We start from the raw sequence: 26,817 nt of genomic DNA, 5'->3' as shown, positions 1-26,817 counted from the left end.
GCCCGCCGTGTTCGACACCCTCTCCGATCGCCTCACGTCGGTCCTGTCGGATCTGCGCGGCAAGGGCCGGCTCTCCGAGTCCGACATCGACACCACCTGCCGCGAGATCCGCATCGCGCTGCTGGAGGCCGACGTCGCGCTGCCGGTGGTGCGCGCCTTCGTCAAGCAGATCAAGGAGCGGGCGAAGGGCGCGGAGGTCTCCGAGGCGCTCAACCCCGCCCAGCAGGTCGTCAAGATCGTCAACGAGGAGCTCATCGGGGTCCTCGGCGGCGAGACCCGGCGGGTCCGCTTCGCGAAGACCCCGCCCACGGTGATCATGCTCGCCGGCCTGCAGGGTTCGGGCAAGACGACCCTGGCCGGCAAGCTCGCGCGCTGGCTGAAGAACCAGGGCCACACCCCGATGCTCGCGGCCTGCGACCTGCAGCGCCCGAACGCGGTCAACCAGCTCCAGATCGTGGGGCAGCGCGCCGGCGTCGAGGTGTTCGCCCCCGAGCCCGGCAACGGGGTGGGCGACCCGGTCGACGTCGCCCGCCGCGCCGTGGCCGACGCGCGCAACCGGCAGTACGACGTCCTCGTCGTCGACACCGCGGGTCGCCTCGGTGTCGACGAGGAGCTCATGCGCCAGGCCGCCGACATCCGCGACGCCGTCTCGCCGGACGAGACCCTGTTCGTCCTCGACGCGATGGTCGGTCAGGACGCGGTGAACACCGCCGAGGCCTTCCGCGACGGCGTCGGCTTCAACGGCGTGGTGCTGACCAAGCTCGACGGCGACGCCCGCGGTGGTGCCGCACTCTCGGTCCGCGAGGTCACCGGCCAGCCGATCCTCTTCGCCTCCAACGGCGAGGGCCTCGACGAGTTCGACGTCTTCCACCCCGACCGGATGGCCTCGCGCATCCTCGGCATGGGCGACGTCCTGTCCCTCATCGAGCAGGCCGAGCAGGCCTTCGAGGAGGGGCAGGCCGAGAAGGCCGCCCAGAAGATGTCCGAGGGCGACTTCACCCTCGAGGACTTCCTGGAGCAGATGCAGGCGGTCCGCAAGATGGGCCCGATCGCCAACATCCTCGGCATGCTGCCGGGCGCGGCCAACATGAAGGACCAGCTCGGCCAGATCGACGAGAAGCACCTCGACCGCGTCCAGGCGATCATCCGTGGCATGACGCCGGCCGAGCGGGCCGACCCGAAGATGATCAACGGCTCGCGCCGCCTGCGGATCGCGAACGGCTCCGGCGTCGGCGTCTCCGACGTCAACCAGCTCGTCGACCGCTTCTTCGACGCCAAGAAGATGATGACGAAGATGGCGGGCCAGTTCGGGCTGCCGGGCTCGGCCGGGCGCGGCGCCGCCCGCAAGGCCGCACGCAACGCCCGCAAGGGTGGCGGTCGCCCGCAGCGCGGCCCGAAGCAGATGCCGGCGATCGCGGGGATCGCGAACGAGAGCGGCGCCCAGCAGCAGCGCGCGGTCGGTTCCTACGACACGCCCGGCCTCAACCAGCTGCCGCCCGGCCTCGCGGGGATGAGCGACCTGCCGGCCGACTTCGACCCGTCGGCCCTGAGCTTCCCGGGCACCAAGTCCGGCGGCGGCGGGCCGAAGGGCAACAAGAAGAAGCGCCGCAAGTAGCGATCAGCGGCCGAGGTCCACCTGCAGTCGGAACGGGGCGTGCGCGATCACGTGCGCGGACGCCGCGACCTGCTGGTGGACGCCGCCGCGCAGCGCGAACACCCGGATCGTCGGCGGGTCCGGCGTGACCCGCCAGACGTGCGGGACGCCGTGCTCGCCGTAGAGCGCGGGGGAGCTCGTACGGTCGTCGGGGGTGGGCTCGACCTCGACGGCGAGCAGGACGTCGCCGGGGGTGAACCGCTCCCGCCCGGGACGGTGTGCGACCAGGACGTCGGGCGTCCGCGTCGCGCGGGAGGGGAAGTCGACGGTCGCCGCCGTCAGCACGACGAGGTCGGCCGGGGCCTGCGCCTCGAGCGTCGCCGCGATCGCCGCGGCCACCGGATGCACCGGGCGACCGTAGCCGTCGGAAGGCGTTCGCGCCCACCAAGATCTCGTCCCGCGGAGCGAGGTGTTCGCTGAGCGATCACTTCGCTCCGCGCGGTCGGATCTTGCCAGGGGCGGCCGACCGTGAGGGGAGGACTCGAGCGCTCTTTCGGCCCGAGGGTTCCCTTCACGCGGCCGCCGGGTCTCCTAGGCTCCCGGGCCGTGCCCCTCCACCTCCACGGACCGGTCCTCGACGGCAGCGGTGACGACGAGCCGCGCGACCTCTGGGTCGGCGACGACGGCCTGATCGCCCACGAGGCGATCGCCGGGGCCGACCGGATCGACGGCTGGCTCGTACCGGGGCTGGTCGACGCGCACTGCCACGTCGGGATCGGCCCGGACGGCCCGGTGGAGCTCGAGGAGGCGCGCACCCAGGGGCACACCGACGCCGCGTCCGGGGCGTTGCTGCTGCGCGACTGCGGATCGCCGATCGACACCCGCCCGCTCGACGACGACCCGCGGATGCCCGAGATCGTCCGCGCCGGACGCCACCTGGCCCGCCCCAAGCGCTACATCCGCGGGCTGCCGATCGACGCCGACGACCCCTCCGAGCTGCCCCGCCTGGTGGCCGAGCAGGCGGCCCGCAACCCCTGGGTGAAGCTCGTGGGGGACTGGATCGAGCGCGAGGCGGGCGACCTCACGCCGCTGTGGCCCGAGGACGTGCTGCGCGAGGCGATCGACGCCGCGCACGCCCACGGGGCCCGGGTCACCGCGCACGTGTTCGGCGAGCACGCCCTCCCCGGCCTGATCGGGGCCGGCATCGACTGCATCGAGCACGGCACGGGGCTGACCGACGAGACGATCGCGATGATGGTGGAGCGGGGGACGGCGCTGGTGCCGACGCTGGTCAACGTCGAGAACTTCCCGTCCTTCGCCGACGCGGCGGGCGAGAAGTTCCCGGCCTACGGCGCCCACATGCGCGACCTCTACGCGCGGTCGCAGGAGACCGTCGCGGCCGCGATCGACGCCGGTATCCCGGTCTACGCGGGCACCGACGCGGGCGGCGGCATCCGCCACGGCCGCATCGTCGACGAGATCGTGGCCCTCGCCGACGTCGGGCTGGGCCCGGAGCGGGCGCTGGCGGCGGCGTCGGGCGCGGCGCGCTCCTGGCTCGGGCGACCGGGGCTGGAGGCCGGGGCACCGGCCGACGTCGTGATCGTCCCCGCGGATCCCCGCACCGACCTCGACGTCCTGCGCCGGCCCGTGGCCGTCCTGCGGCGGGGGAGGGCGCTGTAGTGCTCGACCTCAACGCCGACCTGGCCGAGGGCTTCGGCCCGTGGCCGTTGACCGACGACGACGCCCTGCTCGACATCGTCACCTCTGCCAACGTGGCCTGCGGATTCCACGCGGGCGACGCGGTGACGATGCGCCGCGTGTGCGCCCGGGCGACCGAGCGCGGCGTGCGGATCGGCGCGCAGGTGTCCTACCGCGACCTCGCGGGCTTCGGGCGCCGGTTCCTCGACGTCGACCCCGAGACCCTGACCGCCGAGATCCTCTACCAGGTCGGCGCGCTGCGGGCCTTCGGGACGGTGCAGTACGTGAAGCCGCACGGCGCGCTCTACAACGCCGTCGTGCACCACGAGGCGCAGGCGCGCGCGGTCGTGGACGCGGCGCGCGCGGCGGGGGACCTGCCGGTCATGGCGCTGCCCGGTGGCCGGCTGCTCGAGTTCGCGGCCGATGCGGGCCTGACGACGATCGCCGAGGCCTTCGCCGACCGCGGCTACACCGCGGCGGGCACGCTCGTGCCGCGGTCGGAGCCGGGCGCGCTGCTGCCGGACACCGACGCCGTGGTCGAGCGGGCGGTGCGCCTCGCCCGGGACGGGGTCATCGTCGCCGTGGACGGCAGCGAGATCCGGGTCCGCGCCGACTCGCTGTGCCTGCACGGGGACACGCCGGAGGCGGTCGGGAACGCGCGGGCGGTGCGGGAGGCGCTGGAATCGGAGCCCGCCGACCCGTCGTCGTGACGGCGCCTGGCACAATGGGGGAGTTGCGTCTCGGCCACCCTCTCCCTGGGCCGTGACCGTCGGACCTCCGGCGCACGCCCGGCACCCCACTGCCGGGCGGGGACGTCGAGCACTCGAGCAGTACCGCGAACGAGGAGTACACCGGACCCGTGGCCGTCAAGATCAAGCTCGCCCGCATGGGCAAGATCCGCGAGCCCCACTACCGCGTGGTCATCGCCGACGCCCGTAACCGTCGTGACGGGCGTGTCATCGAGACGATCGGCGAGTACCACCCGAAGGACAACCCGAGCACGATCAAGATCGACTCGGAGCGGGCGCAGTACTGGCTGGGCGTCGGCGCGCAGCCGACCGAGCCGGTCCACAGCCTGCTGAAGATCACCGGCGACTGGCAGAAGTTCAAGGGCCTCCCGCACACCGAGGGTCGCCTGCGGACGAAGGCGGAGAAGGTCGACAAGCAGGCCCGCTTCAACGAGGAGCTCGCCAAGGTCAGCGGCAACGCCGCTGCCGAGTGAGTCCTCGATGAGTGATCTCGCCGAGGCCCTCGAGCACCTGGTGCGCGGCATCGTCACGCACCCCGACGAGGTCTCCGTCGACCTCGTCACCAACCGTCGCGGCCGGACCCTCGAGGTGCGGGTCCACCCCGACGACCTCGGGAAGGTCATCGGGCGCGGCGGACGCACGGCCACCGCGCTGCGCACCGTGATCAGCGGCGTCGGCGGTCGCGGTGTGCGGGTCGACGTCGTCGACACCGACCGCTGACCGTGGCCGTCGAGCACGACCCGTCCGACCTGCGTGTCGTCGGACGGGTCGTCAAGGTGCACGGACTCCGTGGCGAGCTGGTGGTCGAGCCCTCCACCGACGACGTCGAGACGCGGTTCGCCCCCGGCGCGCGTCTCCGTCTTCCCGACGGCGGGTTCCTGACGGTTCTCGGGGCCCGTTGGCACTCCGGGCGGCTGCTGCTCGCCGCCGAGGAGGTCACCGACCGGGACGCGGCCGAACGGCTGCGTCGGGCGGAGCTGTCCGCCCCGGCCTCGGACACGGCTCCGGAGGACCCGGAGGAGTTCCACGACCACCAGCTCGAGGGCCTGCGGGTCGAGCTGGCCGACGGCACCGTCATCGGCACCGTCACGGCCGTGGACCACGGCGCGGGCGGCGACCTGCTGGTGGTCGACCGCGAGGGCGGCGAGCTGCTCGTGCCCTTCGTGCACGCGATCGTGCCGACGGTCGACGTCCCGGGCGGCCGGGTCGTGCTCGACCCGCCGGACGGACTGCTGGACCCGGAGTAGCACCCCTCCTCCGTGGCAGGAGAGCGTCGTTGCGCTCGCCCGGCGAGCGCAACGACGCTTTCCTGCCATCCGGGGTGGGCTCAGTCGATCGGCTCCTCGTCGTCCTCGGTGAGCCGCACGCCCCGCACGCCCGGGATCTCGGCCAGCTCGCTGGTGAGCGGGTGCAGCGGGATGCGGCCGAGGAGCGACAGGGTCACGGCCGCGGTGCCGTCCTCGCCGCCGTCGCGGTCCACCGTCATGCCCGCGACGGCGAAGCCCCGCTCGGTGGCGAGCGTGAGGACCTGCCGCAGGACCCCGCGGCCGTCGGCGTAGGAGACGTGCACCGGGCGCGGGGCGCTCGAGGAGCGGGAGAGCCGCCGGGCGAGCGGCCGGTAGCCGCGGGTGATCAGGTAGTGCGCGACGACGCCGGCGAGGCCGAGCAGGGGGAGCCCGGCGCCGCACGCCGTGCCGACGGCGGCCACCACCCACACCGTCGCCGCCGTCGTGAGGCCGCGGACCGCGTCGCGGCGCACGAAGATGAGCCCACCGCCGATGAACCCGATGCCGGAGACGATCTGCGCGGCGATCCGGGAGGGGTCGAGCGCGACGTGCTCGAGACCGATGAGGTCGCCGAAGCCGTACTTCGAGACGAGCATGAACGCCGCGGAGCCCACGCCGACCAGCGCGTGGGTGCGCAGACCGGCGCTCTTCGCCGCCAGCTCCCGCTCGATGCCCACGGCGGTCGAGAGCACGAGGGCGATCGCCAGCGGCAGCAGGACCTCCAGCTGACCGGCCAGACCCGTCGTCCAGAACACCTCGCGTCCTCCTCTCCGCCGCGGACCGGCAGGATCCCCCACGTGCGTATCGACGTCGTCACGATCTTCCCCGACTACCTCGCGCCGCTCGACGACGCCATCGTCGGGCGCGCGCGTCGGGCCGGGCTGATCGACCTGCACGTCCACGACCTGCGGGCCTGGGCCACCGGGGTGCACCAGGCGGTGGACGACTCGCCCTACGGCGGCGGCCCCGGGATGGTCATGACGCCGACGGTGTGGGGCGAGGCGCTCGACGCGGTGCGCGCGGCGGTCCCCGACGAGCCGGGGGTGCTGCTCGTCCCGACGCCGGCGGGCGCCCCGCTGACGCAGCGCCGCGTCGCGGAGTGGGCGGAGGCCCCGCGGCTGACGATCGCGTGCGGGCGCTACGAGGGCATCGACGGCCGCGTGGCCGTGGACGCGGCCCGCCACGGCCCGGTGGAGGAGTTCTCGCTCGGCGACTACGTCCTGGCCGGCGGCGAGGTCGCGGCGCTCGTGGTCGTCGAGGCGGTGTCGCGGCTGGTGCCCGGGGTGCTCGGCAACCCGGCCTCGGCCGAGCTCGACTCGTTCTCCGACGGGTTGCTCGAGGCGCCCGCCTACACGCGCCCGGAGTCCTGGCGCGCGCTCGACGTCCCGCCGGTGCTGCGATCCGGGAACCACGGCGCGGTGGCGCGGTGGCGGCGCGACCGGTCGCTCGAGCGCACGGCCGCCGTCCGGCCCGACCTGTTGGACCGGCTGGGTCCGGCCGCGTTCGACCGCCGCGACCGCGAGGTGCTCGCGGCGGCCGGGTACGACCCGGCGTCGCGAACCCCGGCTGGGGAGCACGGCTGAGCGGTCTGGCAGACTGGGGGAGTTGCCACGGGCTGCGGGCCGCCTCCGGGCGGTCCCCTGTGGCAGGGACGACACCCATTGCGGTCGCCCCGGACCGCCCGCCGATCCCCGTGACGGTGCCGCGTGGCCGGGACCGACCCGAGACAGGCGAGGACGACAGACCATGAACGCCCTGGACGAGCTCGACGCGCGCTCCCTGCGCTCCGACATCCCGGACTTCCGCCCGGGTGACACCGTCAAGGTGCACGTCAAGGTCATCGAGGGTTCACGCTCCCGTGTACAGGTCTTCCAGGGTGTCGTGATCCGTCGCCACGGCGGTGGCCTCCGCGAGACGTTCACGGTGCGTAAGGTCAGCTTCGGCGTCGGGGTGGAGCGCACCTTCCCGGTGCACACTCCGAACATCGACCACATCGAGGTCGTGACCCGCGGTGACGTCCGCCGCGCCAAGCTCTACTACCTCCGCGAGCTGCGCGGCAAGGCCGCGAAGATCCGCGAGAAGCGCGAGACGACCTCCGCGTCCTGACGCGGCCCGCCGTCTCCTAGCCTGACGTCGTGCCACCGACCGACGAGTCCGGACGCCGCTACCGCGAGCCCCGCCACGGCGGGGTCGATCCGCGGTGGGGCGGCCCCGGCGACGCCGACCCCGGGGACGACGCCTACGGCGACGTGAACGGCGACCGGTTCGCGGGCGGTCGGCACGGGGGACCGTCCGGCCCGCCGGCGTCCGAGGACGGTCGCTTCGGTCCGACCTCCGGTCGCCACGGCTCACCCGACCCCGACCCGCTCGGCGGACCTCGGCCCACGGCGGAGTGGCCTCCGCCGACCGCGCTCCCCTCGGGCCCGCCCCGGGACGGGCGCCGCGGCCCCGGGCCGGGCCAGCCGCCTCCGCCGCCGCGCTACGGCCAGGCCCCGCCCTCGCCGCCGTACGGCCAGGCCCCGCCGTCCCCGCCGTACGGCCAGGCCCCGCCCTCGCCGCCCCACGGCTACGGCCCGCGGCCCCCGATGGGGCGCCCGGCGGGCCCGCCGACGAACGGCCAGGGCCCGCTCCCCGGCGGCGTGCCGTCGCGTCCGACGCCCACGGCCGTCCAGCCGCCTCCGCCGGCGCCGGCCGAGGCCGCCGCTCCCACCCCGCCGCCGGCCGACGTGCCGCTGCTGGCCGGGGGCACCCCGCCGCCCTCGAGGTCCGATCCCGACGACGGGTCCGACGTCACCCAGACCACCGGGCTCGGCCCGGACACCGGCAAGCACCGTCGCGGGGCCGCGGCATCCGCCGACACCCGCGTGGGCGAGCCCGTCGACGACGACCGACCCGCCGGCCGTCGTCGTGGCGCGGCTGCGTCGGGGCCCGGTCGCGACGGGGACTCCTCGGGACCAGGGCGCCGTGCGAAGGGCAAGGACGACGCGGGGACCACGCCCGGCGGCAAGAAGAAGCGCAAGGGCTCGTTCTGGCGCGAACTGCCGCTGCTCGTGGTCGTGGCGATCGTCCTGACGTTCGTCATCCAGACCTTCATCGCGCGGATCTACGTCATCCCGTCCGCCTCGATGGAGCAGACCCTGCACGGCTGCACGGGCTGCGCGAACGACCGCGTCGCGGTGGACAAGGTCAGCTACCGCTTCACCGACCCCGCGCCCGGCGACGTCGTGGTGTTCAAGGGCCCGCCCGCCTGGCTGGACAACGACGAGGTCGGTGACACCCAGCCCTCCGGCAACCCGATCGTGCGCGGCTTCCAGGACGCGCTCTCACTGGTCGGGCTCGCGGCGCCGAACGAGAAGGACTTCGTCAAGCGCGTCATCGCGGTGGGCGGGCAGACGGTGCAGTGCTGCGACGACCGGAACCGGGTGCTGGTCGACGGACGCCCCATCACCGAGCCGTACCTCTACTACCAGCCGGGGCTCGGCGACCGGCAGGCCGCGTTCGACCCGGTGCAGGTGCCGCAGGGACAGCTCTGGGTGATGGGCGACAACCGGAACAACTCCGCGGACGCCCGCTTCCACGGCCCCGTGCCGCTGGAGGACGTGATCGGCAAGGTGCGCGTGGTGGTCCTCCCAATCACCCGCTGGCGGACCGTGCCCGCGATCGACCCACAGACGACGACGGCCGCGCTCGCCCCGCCGTCGGGGGCGGGCGGGGTGCCCGAGGGCTCGCCGGAGCTCGCCGGGGCCCTCCTCGCCGTGCCCGTCGTGTGGAGCGGGCGACGCCTGCGGCGCGCGTTCGCGGAGACGACCAGCAGCGCCCCACCCGACCCGACCGGTCGTCCGGAAGGGCCTGCACGCGAGTGACCACCGCCCGTCCCCGTCGCAGCGGGGAGGGGCGCTCCCGGAGCACGGGTCAGCCGCCCGGGGGACGTCCGACCCGCCGCGCCCGCAAGCCCCTGCCCCCGCGGACCGGTGTGCAGCCGCCCCGGGCGATCGTTCGGCGGTCCAGCGAGGCGTGGGCGCTGCAGTCCGCGCTGGAACGGCACGGCCTCGGCCCGGTCGTCGGGGTCGACGAGGCGGGTCGGGGCGCGTGCGCGGGGCCCCTCGCCGTCGCCGCCTGCATCCTGCGACCGAACGACGCGAGACACTTCGACGGGCTCACCGACTCGAAACTGCTCACCGCGGCCGAGCGTGACCGGCTCGCGGTCATCGTGCGCCGCCGCGCCGTGGACTTCTGCGTGGTGCTCGTCGACCCGGTCGAGGTCGACCGTCGCGGGGTCCACGCGGCGAACATCGACGGCATGCGGCGCGCGGTCGCGCAGCTGGGGACGCGGCCGGGCTACGTGCTGACCGACGGCTTCCCCGTCACCGGGTTCGGCCTGCCCAGCCTCGCGGTGCCCAAGGGGGACCTGGCCGCGGCGTGCGTCGCGGCGGCGTCGATCCTCGCCAAGACCACCCGGGACGCCCTGATGGCGGAGCTGCACGAGCGCCGTCCGGAGTACGGGTTCGACGTGCACAAGGGCTACTGCACGCCGACGCACACCGCGGCGCTCGCCGCGCACGGCCCGAGCCCGGACCACCGCTACAGCTTCGTGAACGTCGCGGGGGCGGCTCGCCTCGCCGAGGGGCGGGCGGCACACTCACCTGCGGGTCCGGTGGGCCACAATGAGGCGTTCGACGAGTACGCGGACGACCCGGACGCGGAGGGGGGAGAGGGACCGTGAGCGCAGAGGATCTCGAGAAGTACGAGACCGACATGGAGCTGTCGCTCTACCGCGAGTACCGCGACATCGTGAGCCAGTTCTCCTACGTCGTGGAGACCGAGCGCCGCTTCTACCTGGCGAACTCGGTGGACGTCGCCGTGCGCAACGCCGACGGCGAGGTCTACTTCGAGGTGCGGATGTCCGACGCCTGGGTGTGGGACATGTACCGCCCGGCGCGGTTCGTCAAGAACGTCCGCGTGGTGACGTTCAAGGACGTCAACGTCGAGGAGCTCGAGAAGCCCGACCTGCGCCTCGAGGACGGCCCGTTCAGCAACTGACCCTGCGCCGTTCGCCGTCCCGCTGACGGCGGACGGCCCAGCGCTCCGTCCACAGGCTCCCGGTCCGCCTCCGTTCGTCCCCAGAGCACCGCTCGCGGTTGGCGTGCCGGTGCCCGTCGTCGTCACCGTGATCGTCGGACGGCGGCGGTGGGAGGACGGACGTGACGGCGGCGAAGGACGAACTGGGGCGGACGGGGGAGGACCTCGCGGTCGAGCACCTGACCGCGCGGGGCCTCGTGGTGCTCGCGCGGAACTGGCGGCGGCGCGAGGGTGAGCTGGACGTGGTGGCCACCGACGGGGACCGGCTGGTCGTCTGCGAGGTGAAGACCCGGTCGGGGGTCGGCTACGGCCGGCCGGTCGAGGCGGTGACGCGCACGAAGGCCGCCCGGATCCGGCGGCTCACCCACCAGTGGCTCGCCGAGTCGCGGGCCCGGTGGTGCGAGGTGCGCTTCGACGTGGTGTCGGTGCTGCTCGTGCGCGGGGAGGACCCGCGCGTCGAGCACTACGAGGGCGCGTTCTGATGGGGCTCGCGCGCTCGTGGTCGATCGGGCTGCACGGGGTCGACGGCGACCTGGTCGAGATCGAGGCCGACGTGGGCCAGGGGCTGCCGGGGCTCTCGTTGGTCGGGCTGCCCGACGCGGCCCTGGCCGAGGCGCGGGACCGGGTCCGGGCGGCGGTGGTCAACTCCGGGTGGCCGTGGCCGGCCCGGAAGATCACGCTCGCCCTCTCGCCCGCGACGCTGCCCAAGCAGGGGTCGAGCTACGACCTGGCCCTCGCCTGCGGGGTGCTCGCCGCGGCCGGTCAGGTGCGCCCGACCGCGCTGGAGGGGGTCGTGCTCCTCGGGGAGCTCGCGCTCGACGGCCGCATCCGGGAGGTGCGGGGCGTGTTGCCGTGCGTCGCGGCCGCCCGGCGGGCCGGCATGCGCCGGGTCGTGGTGCCCGAGGACTGCCTCGAGGAGGCGTCGCTCGTGGGCGACGTCGACCTGCTCGGCGCGCGCCACCTCGCCGACGTGCTGGCGTGGCTGGAGGGCAAGGGGGCCCTGACGCGGGCCCCGGAACGGCCTCCGCTGTCCCGGCCCCGCGCCCACGAGGACCTCGGGGAGGTCGTCGGGCAGAAGCCCGCGCGCCGGGCGGCGGAGATCGCGGCGGCCGGCGGCCACCACCTGCTCTTCGTCGGCCCGCCGGGCTCGGGCAAGACGATGATCGCGAAGCGGCTCGTCGGGCTCCTGCCCGACCTGTCGGTCACCGAGGCGATGGAGGTCGCGGCCGTCCGCTCGCTGGCCGGGGCGCTGCCGCCCGACGGGGATCTGGTGGTCACGCCGCCGTTCGTCGCGCCGCACCACGGGGTGTCGGCCGCGGCGCTCGTGGGCGGCGGGTCGGGGCTCGCCCGCCCGGGCGCGGTGTCGCTCGCGCACCGGGGCGTGCTCTTCCTGGACGAGGTCTACGAATTCGGCCCGCACCTGCTCGACAGCCTGCGCACCCCGCTCGAGGAGGGGGAGGTGCGGCTCGCCCGCAAGGACGGGGTGGTGCGCTACCCGTCGCGCTTCCAGCTGGTGATGGCGGCCAACCCGTGTCCGTGCGCGCCACCGCGACCGGAGGACTGCGACTGCCGGCCGGACGCCCGGCGCCGGTACCAGAACCGGCTGTCCGGGCCGATGCTCGACCGCACCGACCTGCGGGTCGCGCTCCAGCCGGTCACCACGCTCGATCGCGGCGTCGACGAGCAGGAGGAGGACACCGCGACCGTCCGGGCCCGGGTCCTCGCGGCGCGCGAGCGGGCGCGCGAGCGGTGGGCGGGCACCGGCTGGCGGAGCAACGCCGAGGTCCCCGGGCCCGCGTTGCGGCGGCTGCGCCCGGTCGAACCGGGGGTGGCCGGGGAGCTGGACGGCCTGCTGCGCGCGGGCCTGCTGACCGCCCGGGCGCTCGACCGGTGCCTCCGGGTCGCCTGGACGGTGTGCGACCTGCGCGAGGGCGAGCGCCCCGACGCGGACGACCTCCACGCCGCGCTCGAGCTCAAGTACCAGGCGACGACGACGTGAGCGGCGACCCGACGGCGCCGGTCGGCGAGGACGTCCTGCTCGCACGGGCCTACCTGGTGCGGGTCGCGGAACCACCCGCCCCGGCGGTCTCCCACCTGGTCGAGCTGCTGGGGCCCGTCGAGGCCGCCGCGCGGATCCGCGGCGGGGCCGACCTCGGGCCGCACGTCGGGGCGGAGGTCGGCGCCCGACGGTACGACGACCGCTCCGCCACCGACCTCGCTGCGGCCCGTGCCCTCGGCGCCCGGCTGCTCGTGCCCGAGGACCCGGCGTGGCCGACGGCGGCGATGGCCGGGTTCGCCGGTCTCCCGCGCCACGCGGAGTGGGTGGCGCCGCTCGCGCTCTGGGTCCGTGGGCCCGCGTCGGTGAACGGTCTCGCCGCGACCGAGGCGCGCAGCGTGGCGGTGGTCGGGTCGCGTGCGGCGAGCGGTTACGGCAAGTGGGTCGCCCGGGACTGGTCGGCGTCGTTCGCCGATGCCGGGCTGACCGTCGTGTCGGGCGCCGCGCTGGGGATCGACGGCGAGGCCCACCGGGGCGCGCTGGCGGCGGACGGCACGACGGTCGCGGTCCTGGCCTGCGGGCTCGACCGTGCGTACCCGCCCTCGCACGGCCGCCTGCTCGAGGCGATCGGGTCCCGGGGCCTGATCGTGAGCGAGTACCCGGTCGGCGCGGTGCCCGCCAAGCACCGGTTCCTCGTGCGGAACCGTCTGATCGCGGCGCTCTCCACGGGCACGCTGCTGGTCGAGTCGGGTCGTCGCAGCGGTGCCGCGCGGACCGCGCTCGCCGCCCAGGAGCTGGGCCGACCGGTGCTGGTGGTGCCGGGCCCGGTCACCTCGGCGCTGTCGGTCGGCAACCACCAGCTCCTCCGCAAGGGCTACGCGACGGTGGTCGGCAGCGCCGCGGACGTGGTGGGCGACCTGGCCCCGCTGGACGGCCGGGCCCCGCTGGACGACCCGGCCCGGGACGGTGCTCCTGCACCGACCGACGGCCTGTCCGGGGCGGCGGTGCGGGTGCACGGCGCCCTGCGCGGGCACGCGCCGCAGACCGTGCCCGCCCTCGCCCGCGAGTCCGGGGTCCTGCCGCGGACGGTCGTCGGGGCGCTCGACGAACTCGTCGCCGCCGGGCTCGTCGTGCCCGACGGGGAGAGGGGGTGGAGCCGGTCCGTCTGACGCGTGCTCCGTGCGACGAACGGTTGCACAGCGCGACGGTGGTGACCGTTGCCCGCTCGGCCCGCGCGGTCACCGACGCGGGCGCGGCGGTGCTTGACGCTCCTCGGTCGAACTTGGAGTCTCATGGCGATGACCGGCAGATTCTCGTCTCACGACGCGGACCCGCAGAGCACCGCGGCGGAACCCGCGGCGCTCGCGGACCCCCGTGAAGTGGGCGTTGACGGGTCGGAGAACTCGTCACGCAGCGCGACGAAAAACGGGATCTCCACGGGCGGCGCGGCGGGCACCGAGGGGCTGCCCGCCGCCCTCGCGCGGGCCCTCGAGCAGTTCACCGCGCACCTGCGCTACGAGCGCGGGCTCTCCGAGCACACCGTGCGGGCCTACACCGGCGACGTCTCCGCCGCCCTGCACCACCTGGTGACCCGGGTCGCCGCACGGCGGACCGGACCGGCCGGCGACGCCGCGGTCACCCTGGTCGACCTCGACCTGGCGGCGCTGCGGTCGTGGCTCGCCCAGGGCGGCGTCGAGGAGCAGGGCCGCCGCCGCGGGGAGCCGGCCGACGGCGGGCGGCACGACGCCGGACGTCGGCCGGCCCGGCGGACCACCGTCGCGCGGCGGGCGGCCTCGGTCCGCGCGTTCACGGCATGGGCCGTCCGCACGGGCCACGCGCCGACCGACGCAGGTGCGCGACTCGCCTCGCCGCGGGCACATCGCACGCTGCCCGCGGTGCTGCGCGCCGACCAGGCCGCCGCGGCGCTCGACAACGCGGCCCGCGGTGCGGTCGAGCGCCACCCCATCGCCCTGCGCGACCACCTGCTGCTCGAACTGCTCTACGCCACCGGCATCCGCGTGTCCGAGCTGTGCGGCCTCGACGTCGACGACGTCGACGACGCGCGCCGGACGCTGCGGGTGCTGGGCAAGGGCGCCAAGGAGCGCACGGTCGTCTTCGGTGTCCCCGCGGCTGCCGCGCTCGACGCGTGGCGCACCGACGGGCGCCCGCACCTCGCCGTCGCGGGCTCGCCGCCCGCTCTGCTGCTCGGCGCCCGGGGAGGGCGCCTCGACCCGCGGATCGCGCGGGCCGTCGTCCACGACGCGGCGGGTTCGGTGCCGGGTGCGCCGGACATCGCCCCGCACGGGCTGCGCCACTCCGCGGCCACCCATCTGCTCGAAGGGGGAGCGGACCTGAGAAGCGTCCAGGAGTTGCTCGGACACGCCTCACCGGCGACGACGCAGCTCTACACCCACGTGACCGCCGACCGTCTGAGGGCCGTTCATGACGCCGCGCATCCCCGAGCCTGAGCCGATGCGGCCCGCCGCCGCCACGATCGGCAACACCGCGCGCGCGGTGTCGCCGGCGCACGGTGCCGTGTTCTCCGGGCCCCGACCGACGCGGGACGTGGCCGTCCGGGCCCGCCCGACCACCATCCACCCCGGCCAGGCCCCCGACGGGTCGGTGCCGGACGAGGAGGAGTTGGTCGAGGCCGGCATCGCGCGGATGTGGGCCGACTACGCCGACGCCCCCGACGACCGGGTGGTGCGCGACCGGCTCGTGCTGCACTACGCGCCGCTGGTCAAGTACGTCGCCGGCCGGGTCGGCACCGGGTTGCCGAGCCACGTCGACGTCGCCGACCTCGTCCAGTGCGGCATCTTCGGCCTGGTCGACGCCATCGAGCGGTTCGAGCCCGACCGGGGCCGGAAGTTCGAGGTCTACGCCATGCAGCGGATCCGGGGCGCGATCCTCGACGAGCTGCGGTCGCAGGACTGGGTGCCGCGCTCCGTGCGCTCGCGGGCCCGGGAGATCGAGCGGGCGATCGAGCGTCGGGAGACCCGCGAGCAGCGGACCTGCAGCGACGCGGAGATCGCCGACGAGCTCGGCATGGAGACCGGGGAACTGCGGTCGACCTTCGGTCAGATCGCGATGACCAGCGTCGCGGCGCTCGACGAGCTCGTGGCCGCCGGCCGGTCGTCCGGAGGTGGTGCCGGCGCCGGAGCGGGCGCCCCCTCGCTCGCGGACTCGCTGCCCGACGCCGCCGCCGAGGACCCGGTCGCCGCGATGGAGTCCCGGGAGACCCGCCGGTTGCTCGCCGACGCCATCGGCGGGCTCGCCGAGCGCGACCGCACCATCGTGGGTCTGTACTACTTCGAGAACCTGACGCTCGCCGAGATCGGCAAGGTCCTCGGGGTGACCGAGTCGCGGGTCTGCCAGCTGCACACCCGCGCGGTCCTCCGGCTCCGGGCGCGCCTCGCGGAGTCGCACGCGGACTGAGCCCGGTCCGCGTCGAGGGTGACGTAGGGCAGGTTCAGGGGCCGCTGGACCTGCCTGATGTGCACCTCGCGGTGGCGCCGGAGCACGGTCCCGCGCCGAGGGTGACGTGGGGCAGGTTCACGGGCCGCCGGACCTGCCTGTTGTGCACCTCGGCGCCGCCCGGCCGACCCCATCACCCCGTCGGGTACAGGCGCGTGCGCCCGAGGCCCACGAGGAGCAGCGGGTCGAGGTACTGCTCCCGGGCCGCGCCGGGCGGGTGCGCCCACCGCAGGCCCCAGTGCAGGCACGCGGGGGCACCGCACCCCGCGTGCCCGGCATCGAGGGTGCCCAGCACCGTCCCCCGCGCGACGACCGTGCCCACCGTCACGAGGGCCCGCACCGGCTCGTAGGTCGTGCGCAGCCCGTCGGCGTGCCGCACCGAGACCACGCCCCGACCGGCGAGGATCCCGGCGTACACCACCGTGCCCGCTCCGGCGGCGGCCACCGGCGTGCCGGCGGCGGAGACCAGGTCGACCCCCCGGTGGCCCCGCCCGTAGGGCGTCGGCGGGGGCAGGAAGCGTCGCGCCACCCCGCCACCTGGCGGCGCCCCCGCCGACAGCCCGCCCACCGGCCAGCCGAACGCCCCGACCGGGATGGACGGCAGCACCGGGTCGGCCACCGCGGGCGCCGCGCCCGTCAGCAGCACCACACCCGCCGTCAGGAACGCCAGCAGCAGCCTCACACCAGCTCGGACGCACGGGCCGCCGTCGCGGCTCCCGCGAATCCGACGAAGGGGAGAATCTCCCGCCCCATGACAGCAACGACGCTTTCCTGCCACCGATGGCCTACCGACCGAAGGCCGGAACCGGCGTCCGCGTAGACTGCACGTCAGCGGCCCGCCACCGGTGGGTCGACTTCGCGTGCCCCGACGAGCCCGCCCGAGCGCGAGCCATCCCCGTACACCGAGCGGTCCCCTCACCGGGATTCGGACCGTGCGGCCGGGGCACCAGGGCGCCGGACCACCCGGACCGGCGCGGCAACCGCACCAGAGACAGAGGTAGTACGACCACCATGGCCGTCGTCACCATGCGACAGCTGCTGGACTCGGGTGTCCACTTCGGACACCAGACCCGGCGCTGGAACCCCAAGATGCGTCGCTTCATCTTCACCGAGCGCAACGGCATCTACATCATCGACCTGCAGCAGACGCTGTCCTACGTGGACCGCGCCTACGACTTCGTGAAGCAGACCGTCGCCCACGGCGGCACGGTGCTCTTCGTCGGCACGAAGAAGCAGGCCCAGGAGGCCATCTCCGAGCAGGCCGACCGCGTGGGGATGCCCTACGTCAACCAGCGCTGGCTGGGCGGCATGCTCACGAACTTCCAGACGGTGCACAAGCGTCTGACCCGCCTCAAGGAGCTCGAGGCGATGGAGCAGAGCGGGGGGTTCGAGGGTCGCACCAAGAAGGAGATCCTCATGCTCACCCGTGAGCACGAGAAGCTCGAGAAGACCCTCGGCGGTATCCGCGACATGGCCCGCGTCCCGAGCGCGGTGTGGATCGTGGACACCAAGAAGGAGCACATCGCGGTCGGCGAGGCCCGGAAGCTGAACATCCCGGTCGTCGCCATCCTCGACACGAACTGCGACCCGGACGAGGTCGACTACCCGATCCCGGGCAACGACGACGCGATCCGCTCCGCGGCCCTGCTCACCAAGGTCGTCGCCGAGGCGTGCGCCGAGGGCTTCCGTGCCCGCGGCCAGCGCCAGAGCGGCAACGAGGAGGACCCGGGCACCGACGCGCAGGCCGAGCGCGACTTCGCGCCGGTCGGCGGCGACGGCGCCTCCGCCCCGGAAAGCCTGCCGGCGAACTCCGCGGTCGACGCGGGCGGCGACGCCCCCGTGGCGAGCGTCGAGGCCGAGGCGACCGCGGCCGCCGCGGGCGACGAGGTCCAGCCGACCGGCGAGGACGCCCGCCCCGAGCGCACCGCGGGGGTCGCCGAGGCCCCGGGCGGTGCCGACGACAACGCGGTCGAGGCCGCGCCGGCCGCCGGGACCCCCGAGAACGGCCAGGCCGGCCGCTGACCCCCTCTCGACGGCGGGTGGCGCTGCCACCCGCCGTCGGGACCCAGCCACCAGAACCGACAGGAACAGGAACACGATGGCGAACTACACCGCCGCCGACGTGAAGAAGCTCCGTGAGGCCACCGGCTCCGGGATGATGGACTGCAAGAAGGCGCTCGAGGAGAACGACGGCGACTTCGACAAGGCCATCGAGGCGCTGCGCATCAAGGGCGCCAAGGACGTCGGCAAGCGCGCCGGCCGCGCGACCGCCAACGGCATCGTCGCCGCCCGCGACGGCTCGATGATCGAGCTGAACTCCGAGACCGACTTCGTCGCGAAGAACGCCGACTTCATCCAGCTCGGCGAGGACATCCTCGGCGTCGCGATCGCCGAGAAGGTCTCCGACGTCGAGGCGCTCAAGGCCGCGAAGCTGGGTGACGGCACCGTCGAGGACGCCGTGCAGGGCCTCTCGGCCCGCATCGGCGAGAAGCTCGAGCTGCGTCGGGTCATCACCCTCGACGGCCCGACCGCGACCTACCTGCACCGCCGGTCGTCGGACCTGCCGCCCGCGATCGGCGTGCTCGTCGCCTACACCGGGGACGACCAGGAGGCCGCCCGTGGCGCGGCCATGCAGGTCGCCGCGGCCCGCCCGCTCTACACCACCCGCGACGAGGTCCCGGCGGACGTCGTCGAGGGCGAGCGCCGCGTCGCCGAGGCGACCGCGCGTGAGGAGGGCAAGCCCGAGAAGATCATCGACAAGATCGTCGAGGGTCGGCTCAACGGCTACTACAAGGACACGGTCCTGCTCGAGCAGGACTCGGTGTCGGTCGACAAGAAGTCGGTCGGCGCGGTGCTGAAGGACGCGGGCGTCGACGTCCGCACCTTCGCCCGCTTCGAGGTCGGCCAGGCCTGATCGCAGTTCCCGACGCCGGGCCGGTGAGCACACACCGGCCCGGCGTCGGTCGCTCGCCGCCAGCGCACGAGGGGAGAAGAGACCGTGACCGGCACCGTCGAGGCCGAACGCAGCAGCGGTACCTGGACCTCGGGGCCCACGCGTCGGGTCCTGCTCAAGCTCGGTGGCGAGATGTTCGGCGGCGGCGGGGTCGGGGTGGACCCGACCGTCGTGTCGACCGTCGCCCGCCAGATCGCCGACGTCGTCTCCTCGGGCGTGCAGATCGCCGTGGTCATCGGCGGCGGCAACTTCTTCCGCGGCGAGGAGCTCTCCCAGGCCGGGATGCAGCGCCAGCGCAGCGACTACATGGGCATGCTCGGCACGGTGATGAACTGCCTCGCGCTGCAGGACTTCCTCGAGCGCGAGCACCACATCGACACGCGCGTGCAGACCGCCATCACCATGGGCCAGGTCGCCGAGGCGTACATCCCGCGGCGTGCGATCCGCCACCTCGAGAAGGGCCGCGTCGTCATCTTCGGCGCGGGCGTGGGCATGCCCTACTTCTCCACCGACACCACCGCCGCCCAGCGCGCCCTCGAGATCGAGTGCGAGATGGTGCTGCTCGCGAAGGGCGTCGACGGGGTGTTCACGGCCGACCCGAAGGTCGACCCGACGGCGACGATGTACACCGAGATCACGCACCGCGAGGTCCTGGAGAAGGGCCTCAAGGTCGCCGACGCGACGGCGTTCAGCCTGTGCATGGACAACCAGATGCCGATCATGGTGTTCAACCTGCTGGTCGAGGGGAACATCGCCCGGGCGGTCCGGGGTGAGAGGATCGGCACGCTGGTCCACACCCCGGCGTCCTGAGAGGAGCCCGAAGTGATCGACGAGACCCTCCTCGACGCCGAGGAGAAGATGGAGAAGTCGGTCGACGCCGCGCGCGCCGATCTCCAGGGCGTGCGCACCGGGCGCGCGAGCCCGGCGATGTTCAACCGCATCCAGGTCGAGTACTACGGCGCCTACACCCCGCTGCCCCAGCTCGCCTCGGTGAGCGTGCCCGAGGCGCGGATGGCCATCATCAAGCCGTACGACCAGAGCTCCCTGGGCGTGATGGAGCGCGCGATCCGCGACTCCGACCTCGGCGTGAACCCCTCCAACGACGGTCTGATCATCCGCGTGGTCTTCCCGGAGCTCTCCGAGGAGCGGCGCCGGGAGATGGTGAAGGTCGCCCGCGGCAAGGGTGAGGACGCCCGCGTGTCGATCCGCAGCGTGCGCCGCACCGCGATGAGCGAGCTGCAGCGCATCGTCAAGGACGGCGAGGCCGGCGAGGACGAGGTGGCCCGGGCCGAGAAGGAGCTCGAGAGCGTCACCGCGACCTACATCACCAAGATCGAGGACATGGTCAAGGCCAAGGAAGCCGAGCTGCTCGAGGTCTGAGCGGGGCGCTGACGGGGAGGTCTCGAGCGGTGGCTGAGGACGTGGCGGTCCCGACCGGTGATGCCAGGCCGGGTGGCTCGTCCTCCCGCGCCGGGCGCAACCTGCCGCTGGCGATCGGCGTCGGCCTTGCCATGGGCGCGGTCATCCTGCTCGCCCTCCTGACCGTCCGGCAGACCTGGATTCTCATCGTCGCGGTGTGCGCGGCCATCGGGATCTGGGAGGTCTTCGGGGCACTCAACCGTTCCGCGGGGATCCGTCTCTCGCGTGTCCCCGTGCTCCTCGGCGGCCAGGCGATGATCTGGCTCTCGTGGCCGTTCGGGCCCGAGGGCATCCTCGGCGCGCTCGTGGTGACGGTGCTGGGCTGCTTCGTCTGGCGGATGCGCCTGGGCGCCGCGGGCTTCGTGCGCGACGTCGGCGCCTCGATGCTCGTCCTGGTCTGGATCCCGATGAGCATGGCGTTCGGCGCCATGCTCGTGGTGCCCGCCGACGGCACGGCGCGGGTGCTGACCTTCCTCATCATCGTCATCTGCTCCGACACCGGCGGCTACGCGGCCGGCGTGCTGTTCGGCAAGCACCCGATGGCCCCGAAGGTGAGCCCGAAGAAGTCCTGGGAGGGCCTCGCGGGCTCGATGGTCCTCGGCGCCACCGGGGCCTCGCTCTGCGTCGCGCTGCTCCTGCACGGCACGTGGTGGTACGGCCTGATCCTCGGGCCCGTCCTGGTGGTCACCGCCGTGATCGGCGACCTCGTGGAGTCCCTGGTCAAGCGCGACCTCGGGATCAAGGACATGGGGCAGACGATCCCCGGGCACGGCGGCCTCATGGAGCGCCTCGACTCGCTCGTGACCTCCGCGCCCGTCGCCTGGATCCTGCTGTTCGTGTTCCTGCCCTACGCCACCTGATGACGTTCCCGGGGGTGGCCGAGAGCCCCAACATCTGGCGCTGGCCCGACGTCTACGAGGCCGAGAACGCCGCGCAGGACGCCACCGGGTCGCTCTGGGAGGCGCTCGTGGCGAGCGTCGACCTGAGCGGGGACGTCGTCGACGTCGGCTGCGGCGACGGCTACCACCTCCCGCGGTTCGCGACGACGGCGCGCTCGGTGACCGGTGTCGAGCCCCACGCGCCGCTGGTGGCCCGGGCGCGGGCCCGCTGCGCGGACCTGCCGTCGGTGTCGGTCGTCAGTGGGAGCGCCGCCGCCCTGCCCCTGCCGGACGCCTCGGCGGACGTCGTGCACGCCCGCACCGCCTACTTCTTCGGCCCGGGCTGCGAGCCGGGGCTGGCCGAGGCCGACCGGGTGCTGCGGCCGGGCGGTGCGCTCGTCGTCGTCGACCTCGACGCCACCCGCCACTCCTACGGGGCCTGGATGCGGGCCTCCGCCCCCGGCTACGACCCCCGCCGGGCCGTGCGATTCTTCGAGGCGCAGGGCTTCTCCACCCGCCGCGTCGACACGCTGTGGCGTTTTCCCGACCGGTCGACGATGGCCGCGGTGCTGCGGATCGAGTTCACTCCCGCCGTCGCCGACCAGGCCGTGAACGGGACGACGGGGCTCGCGCTGCCGGTGGCCTACCGCATCCACGTCCGCCGGCGGCCGAGCGGCCTGCTCGCCGGGTGAGGACCGGCTGATCACCGGCCCCTCCACGGCGACGACACACCGGACGCGGCTACCGTGGAGGGCGTGTCGTACCCCCATCCCGGCCAGCGACCCGGTGACCCCTACCGCGGTGGCGGCTTCCCGGCGCCGGGTCGTCGCGGACCGGCCGGCCCGCCGCCCGGGTCGTACGGCCCGCCCCCCGGCTCCTCCCGCGGCCGACCGCCGTCGTCGAGCGGGCGCGGGGCCGGTGGCCGGTCGATCCGGCTCGACCCCGTCCTGGTCGAGTGCCTGGTGGGCGTGGCCTGGCTGACCGTCGGCACGCTCGGGCTGGGCGCCGACGGGGCCGGGACGCTGCTGCTCGCCGTCGGGATCGCGGGTGTCGTGGTGATCCTCGTCGAGAACCGGCGCCGCGGGTCGCACCCGTTCGACGGCGCCCGGTCGGCCGACCTCATGCGGTTCGGCGGGATCGCGGTCGGCGCGGTCGTCGTGGTGTCGGTGCTGCTCGGGCTGATCTCGTGGTCGGAGGCGGCGCCCGGCGTCGCCGCCGTGATCACGGGCGGGGCGTTCCTCGCCCTCGCCCGTTCGACGGGGCAGCGCCCGACGCAGTGGCTCGGTCTCGCGCTCGCCGTCCTCGGCGTGCTCGCCGCGATCGTGAGCACGCAGGAGATCTCCGGCTTCGTCTCGCAGGGCCTGCTCGGCCTGGTGTGCGGGGTGCTCGTGCTGATCTCGGCCGCGGACCGGATCGGTCTGCTCGAGTCGCTGCGGGACCGGGTCCGGTGAGCGAGCTCCCCGTCCTGTCCCTCTCCGGCACCGGGACGCGCCGCACCCGGCCGCCGCGCCACTTCGCCGACCTCGCCCCCGACGAGCGCAAGGCGGCGGTGACCGAGCTCGGGCTGCCCGGCTTCCGCGCCGACCAGATCGCCCGGCAGTACTTCGCGCGCCTGGAGGCCGACCCGGCGGCGATGACCGACCTGCCCGCCGCCGCCCGGGAGAGCGCCGCGAGCCTCTTCCCGGCGCTCTTCGAGCCGACGACGGTGGTCGACTGCGACGGCGGCGCGACGCGCAAGACCCTCTGGAAGGCCGCCGACGGGGCGCTCGTCGAGAGCGTCCTCATGGGCTACCAGGACCGTGCGACCGTCTGCATCTCCAGCCAGGCGGGGTGCGGGATGGCCTGCCCGTTCTGCGCGACCGGCCAGGGCGGGCTGCAGCGGAACATGTCCACGGCCGAGATCGTCGAGCAGGTGCGCGCCGCGGCGGCCGCGGCGCGGGACGGCGCGCTCGGCGACGGCGTCCCCGCCCGGCTCTCCAACGTCGTGTTCATGGGCATGGGCGAGCCGCTCGCGAACTACCGCCGCGTCGTCGACGCCGTGCACCGCATCTGCGACGCGCCGCCCGCGGGGCTCGGGATCAGCCAGCGGTCGGTGACGGTCTCCACCGTCGGGCTCGTCCCGGCCATCCACCGGCTCGCCGACGAGGGCCTGCAGGTCACGTTGGCGGTCAGCCTGCACACCCCCGACGACGAGCTGCGCGACACCCTCGTCCCGGTCAACACGCGCTGGCCGGTCCGCGAGGTCTTCGAGGCGGCGCGGCACTACGCCGACGTCACCGGGCGGCGGGTGTCGATCGAGTACGCGCTGATCCGCGACGTCAACGACCAGCCGTGGCGCGCGGACCTGCTGGCCAAGCTCGCCTCGCAGCACCTCGGCCGGCTCGTGCACGTCAACCTCATCCCGCTCAACCCGACGCCGGGCTCGAAGTGGGACGCGAGCCCCGCTCCGGTGCAGGCGGAGTTCGTGCGGCGGGTCCGCAACGGCGGGGTGGCGTGCACCGTCCGCGACACGCGGGGCCGCGAGATCGCCGCCGCGTGCGGGCAGCTGGCCGCCACCGGGGGATGATCTCCCGGTGGTGACGCCGGAGGTGCGGACGTTCTCGCCGCGCGTCATCGAGGGTTCGGCCGACGCGGGCACGGTCGCGTGGACCCGCGCGCAGCTGGCGGCGTTCCTCGGGCCGCGCCTCGAGGCCGACGCGCTCGCCCGGGTGGGCGTGGCGTTCGAGGGCAACCGCCTGCGCGGCGCGTACGCCGACCCCGACCCGACGCCCGTCGCCACGCTGCGCTCCTGGGACGCCCGCCTGACGCTGCCGGGCGGGGAGGTCCTCGCCGACGCGGTCACCGGCATCGGGGTGCGCTCCACCCACCGGCGGCGCGGGCTGACCGACCGGCTGCTCACCGAGGATCTCGGAGCGGCTGCCCGGGCCGGTGCGGTCGCCGCGGTGCTGACCTCCACCCAGGGCGCCCTCTACGAACGCTGGGGTTTCGGGCTCGCCACGTACACCCGCCGGATCACGGTCGACACCGCTCGCGCGCACTTCCGCGACGCCGGTCCCCGCGGGTCGCTCGAGATCGTCGAGCGGCCGGACGCGGCGCTCGCGCTGACCCTCCCGATCCACGACCGCGCCCGCCGCCGGCACCCCGGCGCCCTCGAACGGCTCGCGTCGCAATGGGACCAGGTGCTGGTCGGGGCGGGCCCGTGGAACGGCCTGGAACCCGACCGGCTCCGCCAGACGGTGGTCTGGCGGGACGACGACGGCCGGCCCGCGGGCTACGCGGTGATCCGGGTCGAGGAGAGCTGGTACGCCACCGGGTCGGCGACGCTCGGCGTGGTGGACCTCCAGGCGCTGACCTCGACCGCCTACACCGAGCTGTGGCGCCACCTCTGCTCCCAGGACCTCGTCGGCACCGTGAGCTGGCCCGACGCGTCGGTGGACGAGCCGCTGCCGTGGCTGCTCACCGACCCGCGCGCGGTGGTGGCCGGGGAGAGCCGCCCCATGCTGTGGCTGAGGGTCCTCGACGTCCCCGCCCTCCTGCGGGCCCGGCGCTACCCGACCGAGGACGCGCTCGTGATCGAGGTCGACGACCCGCTCGGCCACGCCCGGGGACGGTGGCGCCTCGACACCCACGACCGGCTCGCACCCGCCGTCGGGCCCGCGTCCGGGGAACCCGACGTCGTGCTGACGGCGTCGACGCTGGGAGCCGTGGCGCTCGGGGGAGTGGACCCGCGGGTGCTCGTCCGGGCGAACCGGCTGGACGAACGCTCCGCCGGGGCGGCAGCGCGGCTCGCACGCATGCTCGCGGCCCCCTCGGTGCCGTGGAACGGCACCCGTTTCTGACGTTCTCGCCGGTGATTTCGTCGCTGTCCGTTCGTGACCGTGCCGTGATGCCACGCCTTTGGTGGACGCTTTACCGCTCGTTTAGGTCACCCACACGGTTCGTCCCGTTCCGGGAGGGAGTGCGCCGTTAGGCCGTTCGGGGATTAGCTCTGCGTCACGAAGCGACTGCGGGGAGTCGCAACGCCAGCGATACGAGGAGTCGAATCCATTGAACGCCGCACGCCGCGCAGTTGCTGCCGCCGCGATCGTCGTCACGGGCTTGGGGACCACGACCGGACTCGCCGCCGCTGATTCGCAGAACCGGATCACGGCGAGCAACACGACCGTCGGGAACGGGCTGGGGGACACCACCGGCGGGGACATCACGATCACCGCGCGCAACACGAGCAACATCGGCAACGGGAACCGGATCCTGTCCGGCAACAACGTCGCGCTCGGCGGGACGATCGTCAACGGTGACACCACGACGATCACCGACACGACCACGACGACGGACACGACCACCGGCACGGCCACCCCGACGGCCGCCACCGACGCCCTGGGCACCGTGACGATCCCGTCGACCGGCATCTCACCGGCCGACTTCGCCGCCTCGGTCCAGGAGGCCATCGACCAGGCCCGGGCCCAGGCCCAGCATCAGGCCGACGCCGCCCGGGTCTACGCGGACGCGCTCCGCGACTTCTACCGCAACGGCGGCGTGGGGGCCTTCCCGACGTTCCCCGGCACCGGGACGGGCGCCGGCACCGGGACCGGCGGCACCACGCCGACCATCCCCGACTACGACTACTCCGACTACCTCGACGACGTCTTCGGGGACGACTTCCCGTTCGGTCCCGGGGGCTCGCCGTTCGGTGAGGACTTCCCGTTCGGGCCCGGCGGATCGCCGTTCGGCCCGGGCTTCCCGTTCGGTGACGGTGGCTTCCCCGGCACCGGCGGCGGTACGGGCGGCCTGCCCGGGACCGGTACCGACGACGGCACCGACGACGGCACGGGTGACGGTGTGGGTGACGGTGTGGACGACGGGTCGGGTGACCTGCCGGGAACGGGCGACCTGCCCGGCACCGGCGACGGAGCCGACGACGCCCCGGGCACCGGCACGGACGACGGGCTCCCCGGCCTGCCGGGTGACCTGCCCGGCACCGGCGACGGCGGGATCGACCTCGGCGACCCGCTCGGCGACGGTCCGGGTACCGGAGGCTCCGACGACGACGGCGTGGACGTCGACCTGCCCATCGGTGGCGACACCGACGCGGGCACGGGTTCCGACGACGACCTCGTCGACGCCGATCTGCCCATCGGTGGCGAGACCGGCGGCACCACGGGCTCCGACGACGACCTGGTCGACGCGGACCTGCCGATCGTCGGCGACACCGACTCCGGTGACACCACGTCCGACAACGACCTGGTCGACGCCGACGTGCCGGTGCTGAGCGACTCGGACTCGGGTGACACCGGTTCGGACAGTGATCTGGTCGACGCGGATGTGCCGGTGCTGAGCGACTCGGACTCGGGTGACAGTGGTTCGGACAGTGATCTGGTCGACGCGGATGTGCCGGTGCTGAGCGACTCGGACTCGGGTGACAGTGGTTCGGACAGTGATCTGGTCGACGCGGACGTGCCGGTGCTGAGCGACTCAGACTCGGGTGACTCGGGCAGCAGCGACTCGGGCAGCAGCGACTCGGGAAGCGACGCCGGTGACGCCGTCTCCGACGTGGTCGACAGCGTCCTCTGACGACGGGCCACCGCTCGGATCAGGGCCCCGTTCCGCACCGGAAGGTGCGGGACGGGGCCTTCGTGCGTTCCCGGGGGTGCCGTCCCCGACGGGACGAGGACACCGCAAGGCGACGAACCG

At 74.4% G+C, this 26,817-nt stretch carries 28 protein-coding genes and 1 pseudogene; 26 read left to right on the top strand and 3 right to left on the bottom strand.

Going from position 1 to position 26,817, the window contains the following annotated elements:
- Positions 1–7: 7 nt before the first annotated feature.
- Positions 8–1,615, top strand: a complete 1,608-nt coding sequence (gene ffh / locus QSK00_RS16075) for a signal recognition particle protein (RefSeq protein ID WP_285592133.1) — start codon at positions 8–10, stop codon at positions 1,613–1,615.
- Positions 1,616–1,618: 3 nt separating this feature from the next.
- Here the strand turns inward: ffh and QSK00_RS16070 are convergent, their stop codons facing one another.
- Complete coding sequence (locus QSK00_RS16070; RefSeq protein ID WP_285592132.1) at positions 1,619–2,002, bottom strand: Uma2 family endonuclease; 384 nt, start codon at positions 2,000–2,002, stop codon at positions 1,619–1,621.
- 198 nt (positions 2,003–2,200) lie between these two features.
- Here QSK00_RS16070 and QSK00_RS16065 point away from each other — a divergent pair, with 198 nt between their 5' ends.
- From QSK00_RS16065 to rimM, 5 genes and pseudogenes are all read left to right on the top strand, one after another.
- On the top strand, positions 2,201–3,274 hold the full coding sequence (locus QSK00_RS16065; RefSeq protein ID WP_285592131.1) for an amidohydrolase family protein: 1,074 nt from the start codon (positions 2,201–2,203) through the stop codon (positions 3,272–3,274).
- Positions 3,274–4,002 carry a 5-oxoprolinase subunit PxpA gene (locus tag QSK00_RS16060; protein WP_285592130.1) on the top strand — a complete coding sequence of 243 codons (729 nt, stop codon included), beginning with the start codon at positions 3,274–3,276 and terminating at the stop codon, positions 4,000–4,002. Before QSK00_RS16065 ends, QSK00_RS16060 begins: the two co-directional genes overlap by 1 nt.
- A gap of 149 nt (positions 4,003–4,151) precedes the next feature.
- Positions 4,152–4,511 (top strand): annotated as a pseudogene (rpsP, locus tag QSK00_RS16055) (30S ribosomal protein S16); the annotation flags it as partial.
- Between the two features lie 10 nt (positions 4,512–4,521).
- A complete protein-coding gene (locus QSK00_RS16050) occupies positions 4,522–4,761 on the top strand; it encodes an RNA-binding protein (RefSeq protein WP_018334829.1) in 240 nt (79 codons plus the stop codon).
- A 2-nt stretch (positions 4,762–4,763) separates the two neighbouring features.
- The gene (rimM, locus tag QSK00_RS16045; protein WP_285592128.1) at positions 4,764–5,288 is read left to right on the top strand and encodes a ribosome maturation factor RimM; all 525 of its coding nucleotides are present in this window, start codon (positions 4,764–4,766) and stop codon (positions 5,286–5,288) included.
- Positions 5,289–5,368: 80 nt separating this feature from the next.
- On the opposite strand, the gene QSK00_RS16040 is transcribed toward rimM, so the two are convergent.
- Positions 5,369–6,082, bottom strand: a complete 714-nt coding sequence (locus QSK00_RS16040; RefSeq protein WP_285592126.1) for an MgtC/SapB family protein — start codon at positions 6,080–6,082, stop codon at positions 5,369–5,371.
- 42 nt (positions 6,083–6,124) lie between these two features.
- On the opposite strand from QSK00_RS16040, the gene trmD reads away from it, so the two are divergent.
- From trmD to QSK00_RS15990, 10 genes are all read left to right on the top strand, one after another.
- Positions 6,125–6,910, top strand: coding sequence for a tRNA (guanosine(37)-N1)-methyltransferase TrmD (gene trmD / locus QSK00_RS16035; protein ID WP_285592125.1), 786 nt, complete (start codon positions 6,125–6,127; stop codon positions 6,908–6,910).
- A gap of 163 nt (positions 6,911–7,073) precedes the next feature.
- Positions 7,074–7,433: a 50S ribosomal protein L19 gene (rplS, locus tag QSK00_RS16030; protein WP_018334825.1), complete on the top strand. Its 360-nt coding sequence runs from the start codon at positions 7,074–7,076 to the stop codon at positions 7,431–7,433.
- 29 nt (positions 7,434–7,462) lie between these two features.
- Positions 7,463–9,190 carry a signal peptidase I gene (gene lepB / locus QSK00_RS16025; RefSeq protein ID WP_285592124.1) on the top strand — a complete coding sequence of 576 codons (1,728 nt, stop codon included), beginning with the start codon at positions 7,463–7,465 and terminating at the stop codon, positions 9,188–9,190.
- A gap of 110 nt (positions 9,191–9,300) precedes the next feature.
- A complete protein-coding gene (locus tag QSK00_RS16020) occupies positions 9,301–10,050 on the top strand; it encodes a ribonuclease HII (protein WP_285592123.1) in 750 nt (249 codons plus the stop codon).
- Complete coding sequence (locus QSK00_RS16015; protein WP_285592122.1) at positions 10,047–10,367, top strand: DUF2469 domain-containing protein; 321 nt, start codon at positions 10,047–10,049, stop codon at positions 10,365–10,367. Before QSK00_RS16020 ends, QSK00_RS16015 begins: the two co-directional genes overlap by 4 nt.
- 161 nt (positions 10,368–10,528) lie before the next feature.
- Positions 10,529–10,888 (top strand): YraN family protein, encoded by a 360-nt coding sequence (locus QSK00_RS16010; protein WP_285592121.1) that lies wholly within the window; start codon positions 10,529–10,531, stop codon positions 10,886–10,888.
- A complete protein-coding gene (locus QSK00_RS16005; RefSeq protein WP_285592120.1) occupies positions 10,888–12,405 on the top strand; it encodes a YifB family Mg chelatase-like AAA ATPase in 1,518 nt (505 codons plus the stop codon). Before QSK00_RS16010 ends, QSK00_RS16005 begins: the two co-directional genes overlap by 1 nt.
- The gene (dprA, locus tag QSK00_RS16000; protein WP_285592119.1) at positions 12,402–13,571 is read left to right on the top strand and encodes a DNA-processing protein DprA; all 1,170 of its coding nucleotides are present in this window, start codon (positions 12,402–12,404) and stop codon (positions 13,569–13,571) included. Before QSK00_RS16005 ends, dprA begins: the two co-directional genes overlap by 4 nt.
- Positions 13,572–13,700: 129 nt before the next feature.
- The gene (locus tag QSK00_RS15995; RefSeq protein ID WP_285592118.1) at positions 13,701–14,870 is read left to right on the top strand and encodes a tyrosine-type recombinase/integrase; all 1,170 of its coding nucleotides are present in this window, start codon (positions 13,701–13,703) and stop codon (positions 14,868–14,870) included.
- Positions 14,871–14,874: 4 nt separating this feature from the next.
- Positions 14,875–15,837, top strand: coding sequence for a FliA/WhiG family RNA polymerase sigma factor (locus QSK00_RS15990; protein WP_285592117.1), 963 nt, complete (start codon positions 14,875–14,877; stop codon positions 15,835–15,837).
- A gap of 172 nt (positions 15,838–16,009) precedes the next feature.
- Here QSK00_RS15990 and QSK00_RS15985 read toward each other — a convergent pair whose 3' ends face one another.
- Complete coding sequence (locus tag QSK00_RS15985) at positions 16,010–16,558, bottom strand: M23 family metallopeptidase (RefSeq protein ID WP_285592116.1); 549 nt, start codon at positions 16,556–16,558, stop codon at positions 16,010–16,012.
- Positions 16,559–16,887: 329 nt separating this feature from the next.
- On the opposite strand from QSK00_RS15985, the gene rpsB reads away from it, so the two are divergent.
- From rpsB to QSK00_RS15935, 10 genes are all read left to right on the top strand, one after another.
- Positions 16,888–17,898, top strand: a complete 1,011-nt coding sequence (gene rpsB, locus QSK00_RS15980) for a 30S ribosomal protein S2 (protein ID WP_285592114.1) — start codon at positions 16,888–16,890, stop codon at positions 17,896–17,898.
- Between the two features lie 76 nt (positions 17,899–17,974).
- Complete coding sequence (gene tsf, locus QSK00_RS15975; RefSeq protein ID WP_285592113.1) at positions 17,975–18,790, top strand: translation elongation factor Ts; 816 nt, start codon at positions 17,975–17,977, stop codon at positions 18,788–18,790.
- Between the two features lie 84 nt (positions 18,791–18,874).
- Complete coding sequence (gene pyrH, locus QSK00_RS15970) at positions 18,875–19,639, top strand: UMP kinase (protein ID WP_285592112.1); 765 nt, start codon at positions 18,875–18,877, stop codon at positions 19,637–19,639.
- 12 nt (positions 19,640–19,651) lie between these two features.
- Positions 19,652–20,209, top strand: coding sequence for a ribosome recycling factor (gene frr, locus QSK00_RS15965; RefSeq protein WP_018334812.1), 558 nt, complete (start codon positions 19,652–19,654; stop codon positions 20,207–20,209).
- 29 nt (positions 20,210–20,238) lie between these two features.
- Positions 20,239–21,108: a phosphatidate cytidylyltransferase gene (locus tag QSK00_RS15960; protein WP_285592111.1), complete on the top strand. Its 870-nt coding sequence runs from the start codon at positions 20,239–20,241 to the stop codon at positions 21,106–21,108.
- Positions 21,108–21,818: a class I SAM-dependent methyltransferase gene (locus tag QSK00_RS15955; RefSeq protein WP_285592110.1), complete on the top strand. Its 711-nt coding sequence runs from the start codon at positions 21,108–21,110 to the stop codon at positions 21,816–21,818. Before QSK00_RS15960 ends, QSK00_RS15955 begins: the two co-directional genes overlap by 1 nt.
- Positions 21,819–21,881: 63 nt before the next feature.
- Entirely contained in the window at positions 21,882–22,577 is a 696-nt protein-coding gene (locus QSK00_RS15950; RefSeq protein ID WP_285592109.1) for a hypothetical protein, read from the top strand.
- A gap of 14 nt (positions 22,578–22,591) precedes the next feature.
- On the top strand, positions 22,592–23,692 hold the full coding sequence (rlmN, locus tag QSK00_RS15945; protein ID WP_285592245.1) for a dual-specificity RNA methyltransferase RlmN: 1,101 nt from the start codon (positions 22,592–22,594) through the stop codon (positions 23,690–23,692).
- A gap of 7 nt (positions 23,693–23,699) precedes the next feature.
- Positions 23,700–24,965 (top strand): GNAT family N-acetyltransferase, encoded by a 1,266-nt coding sequence (locus tag QSK00_RS15940; RefSeq protein ID WP_285592108.1) that lies wholly within the window; start codon positions 23,700–23,702, stop codon positions 24,963–24,965.
- A 259-nt stretch (positions 24,966–25,224) separates the two neighbouring features.
- The gene (locus QSK00_RS15935; RefSeq protein ID WP_285592106.1) at positions 25,225–26,697 is read left to right on the top strand and encodes a hypothetical protein; all 1,473 of its coding nucleotides are present in this window, start codon (positions 25,225–25,227) and stop codon (positions 26,695–26,697) included.
- The last annotated feature ends 120 nt before the right edge of the window (positions 26,698–26,817 follow it).

Origin of the sequence: Actinomycetospora sp. NBRC 106378 (assembly GCF_030269685.1) — a bacterium.
In the GTDB taxonomy this organism is placed as follows: Bacteria; Actinomycetota; Actinomycetes; order Mycobacteriales; family Pseudonocardiaceae; genus Actinomycetospora.
This window is presented reverse-complemented; position numbering and strand designations above follow the sequence as displayed.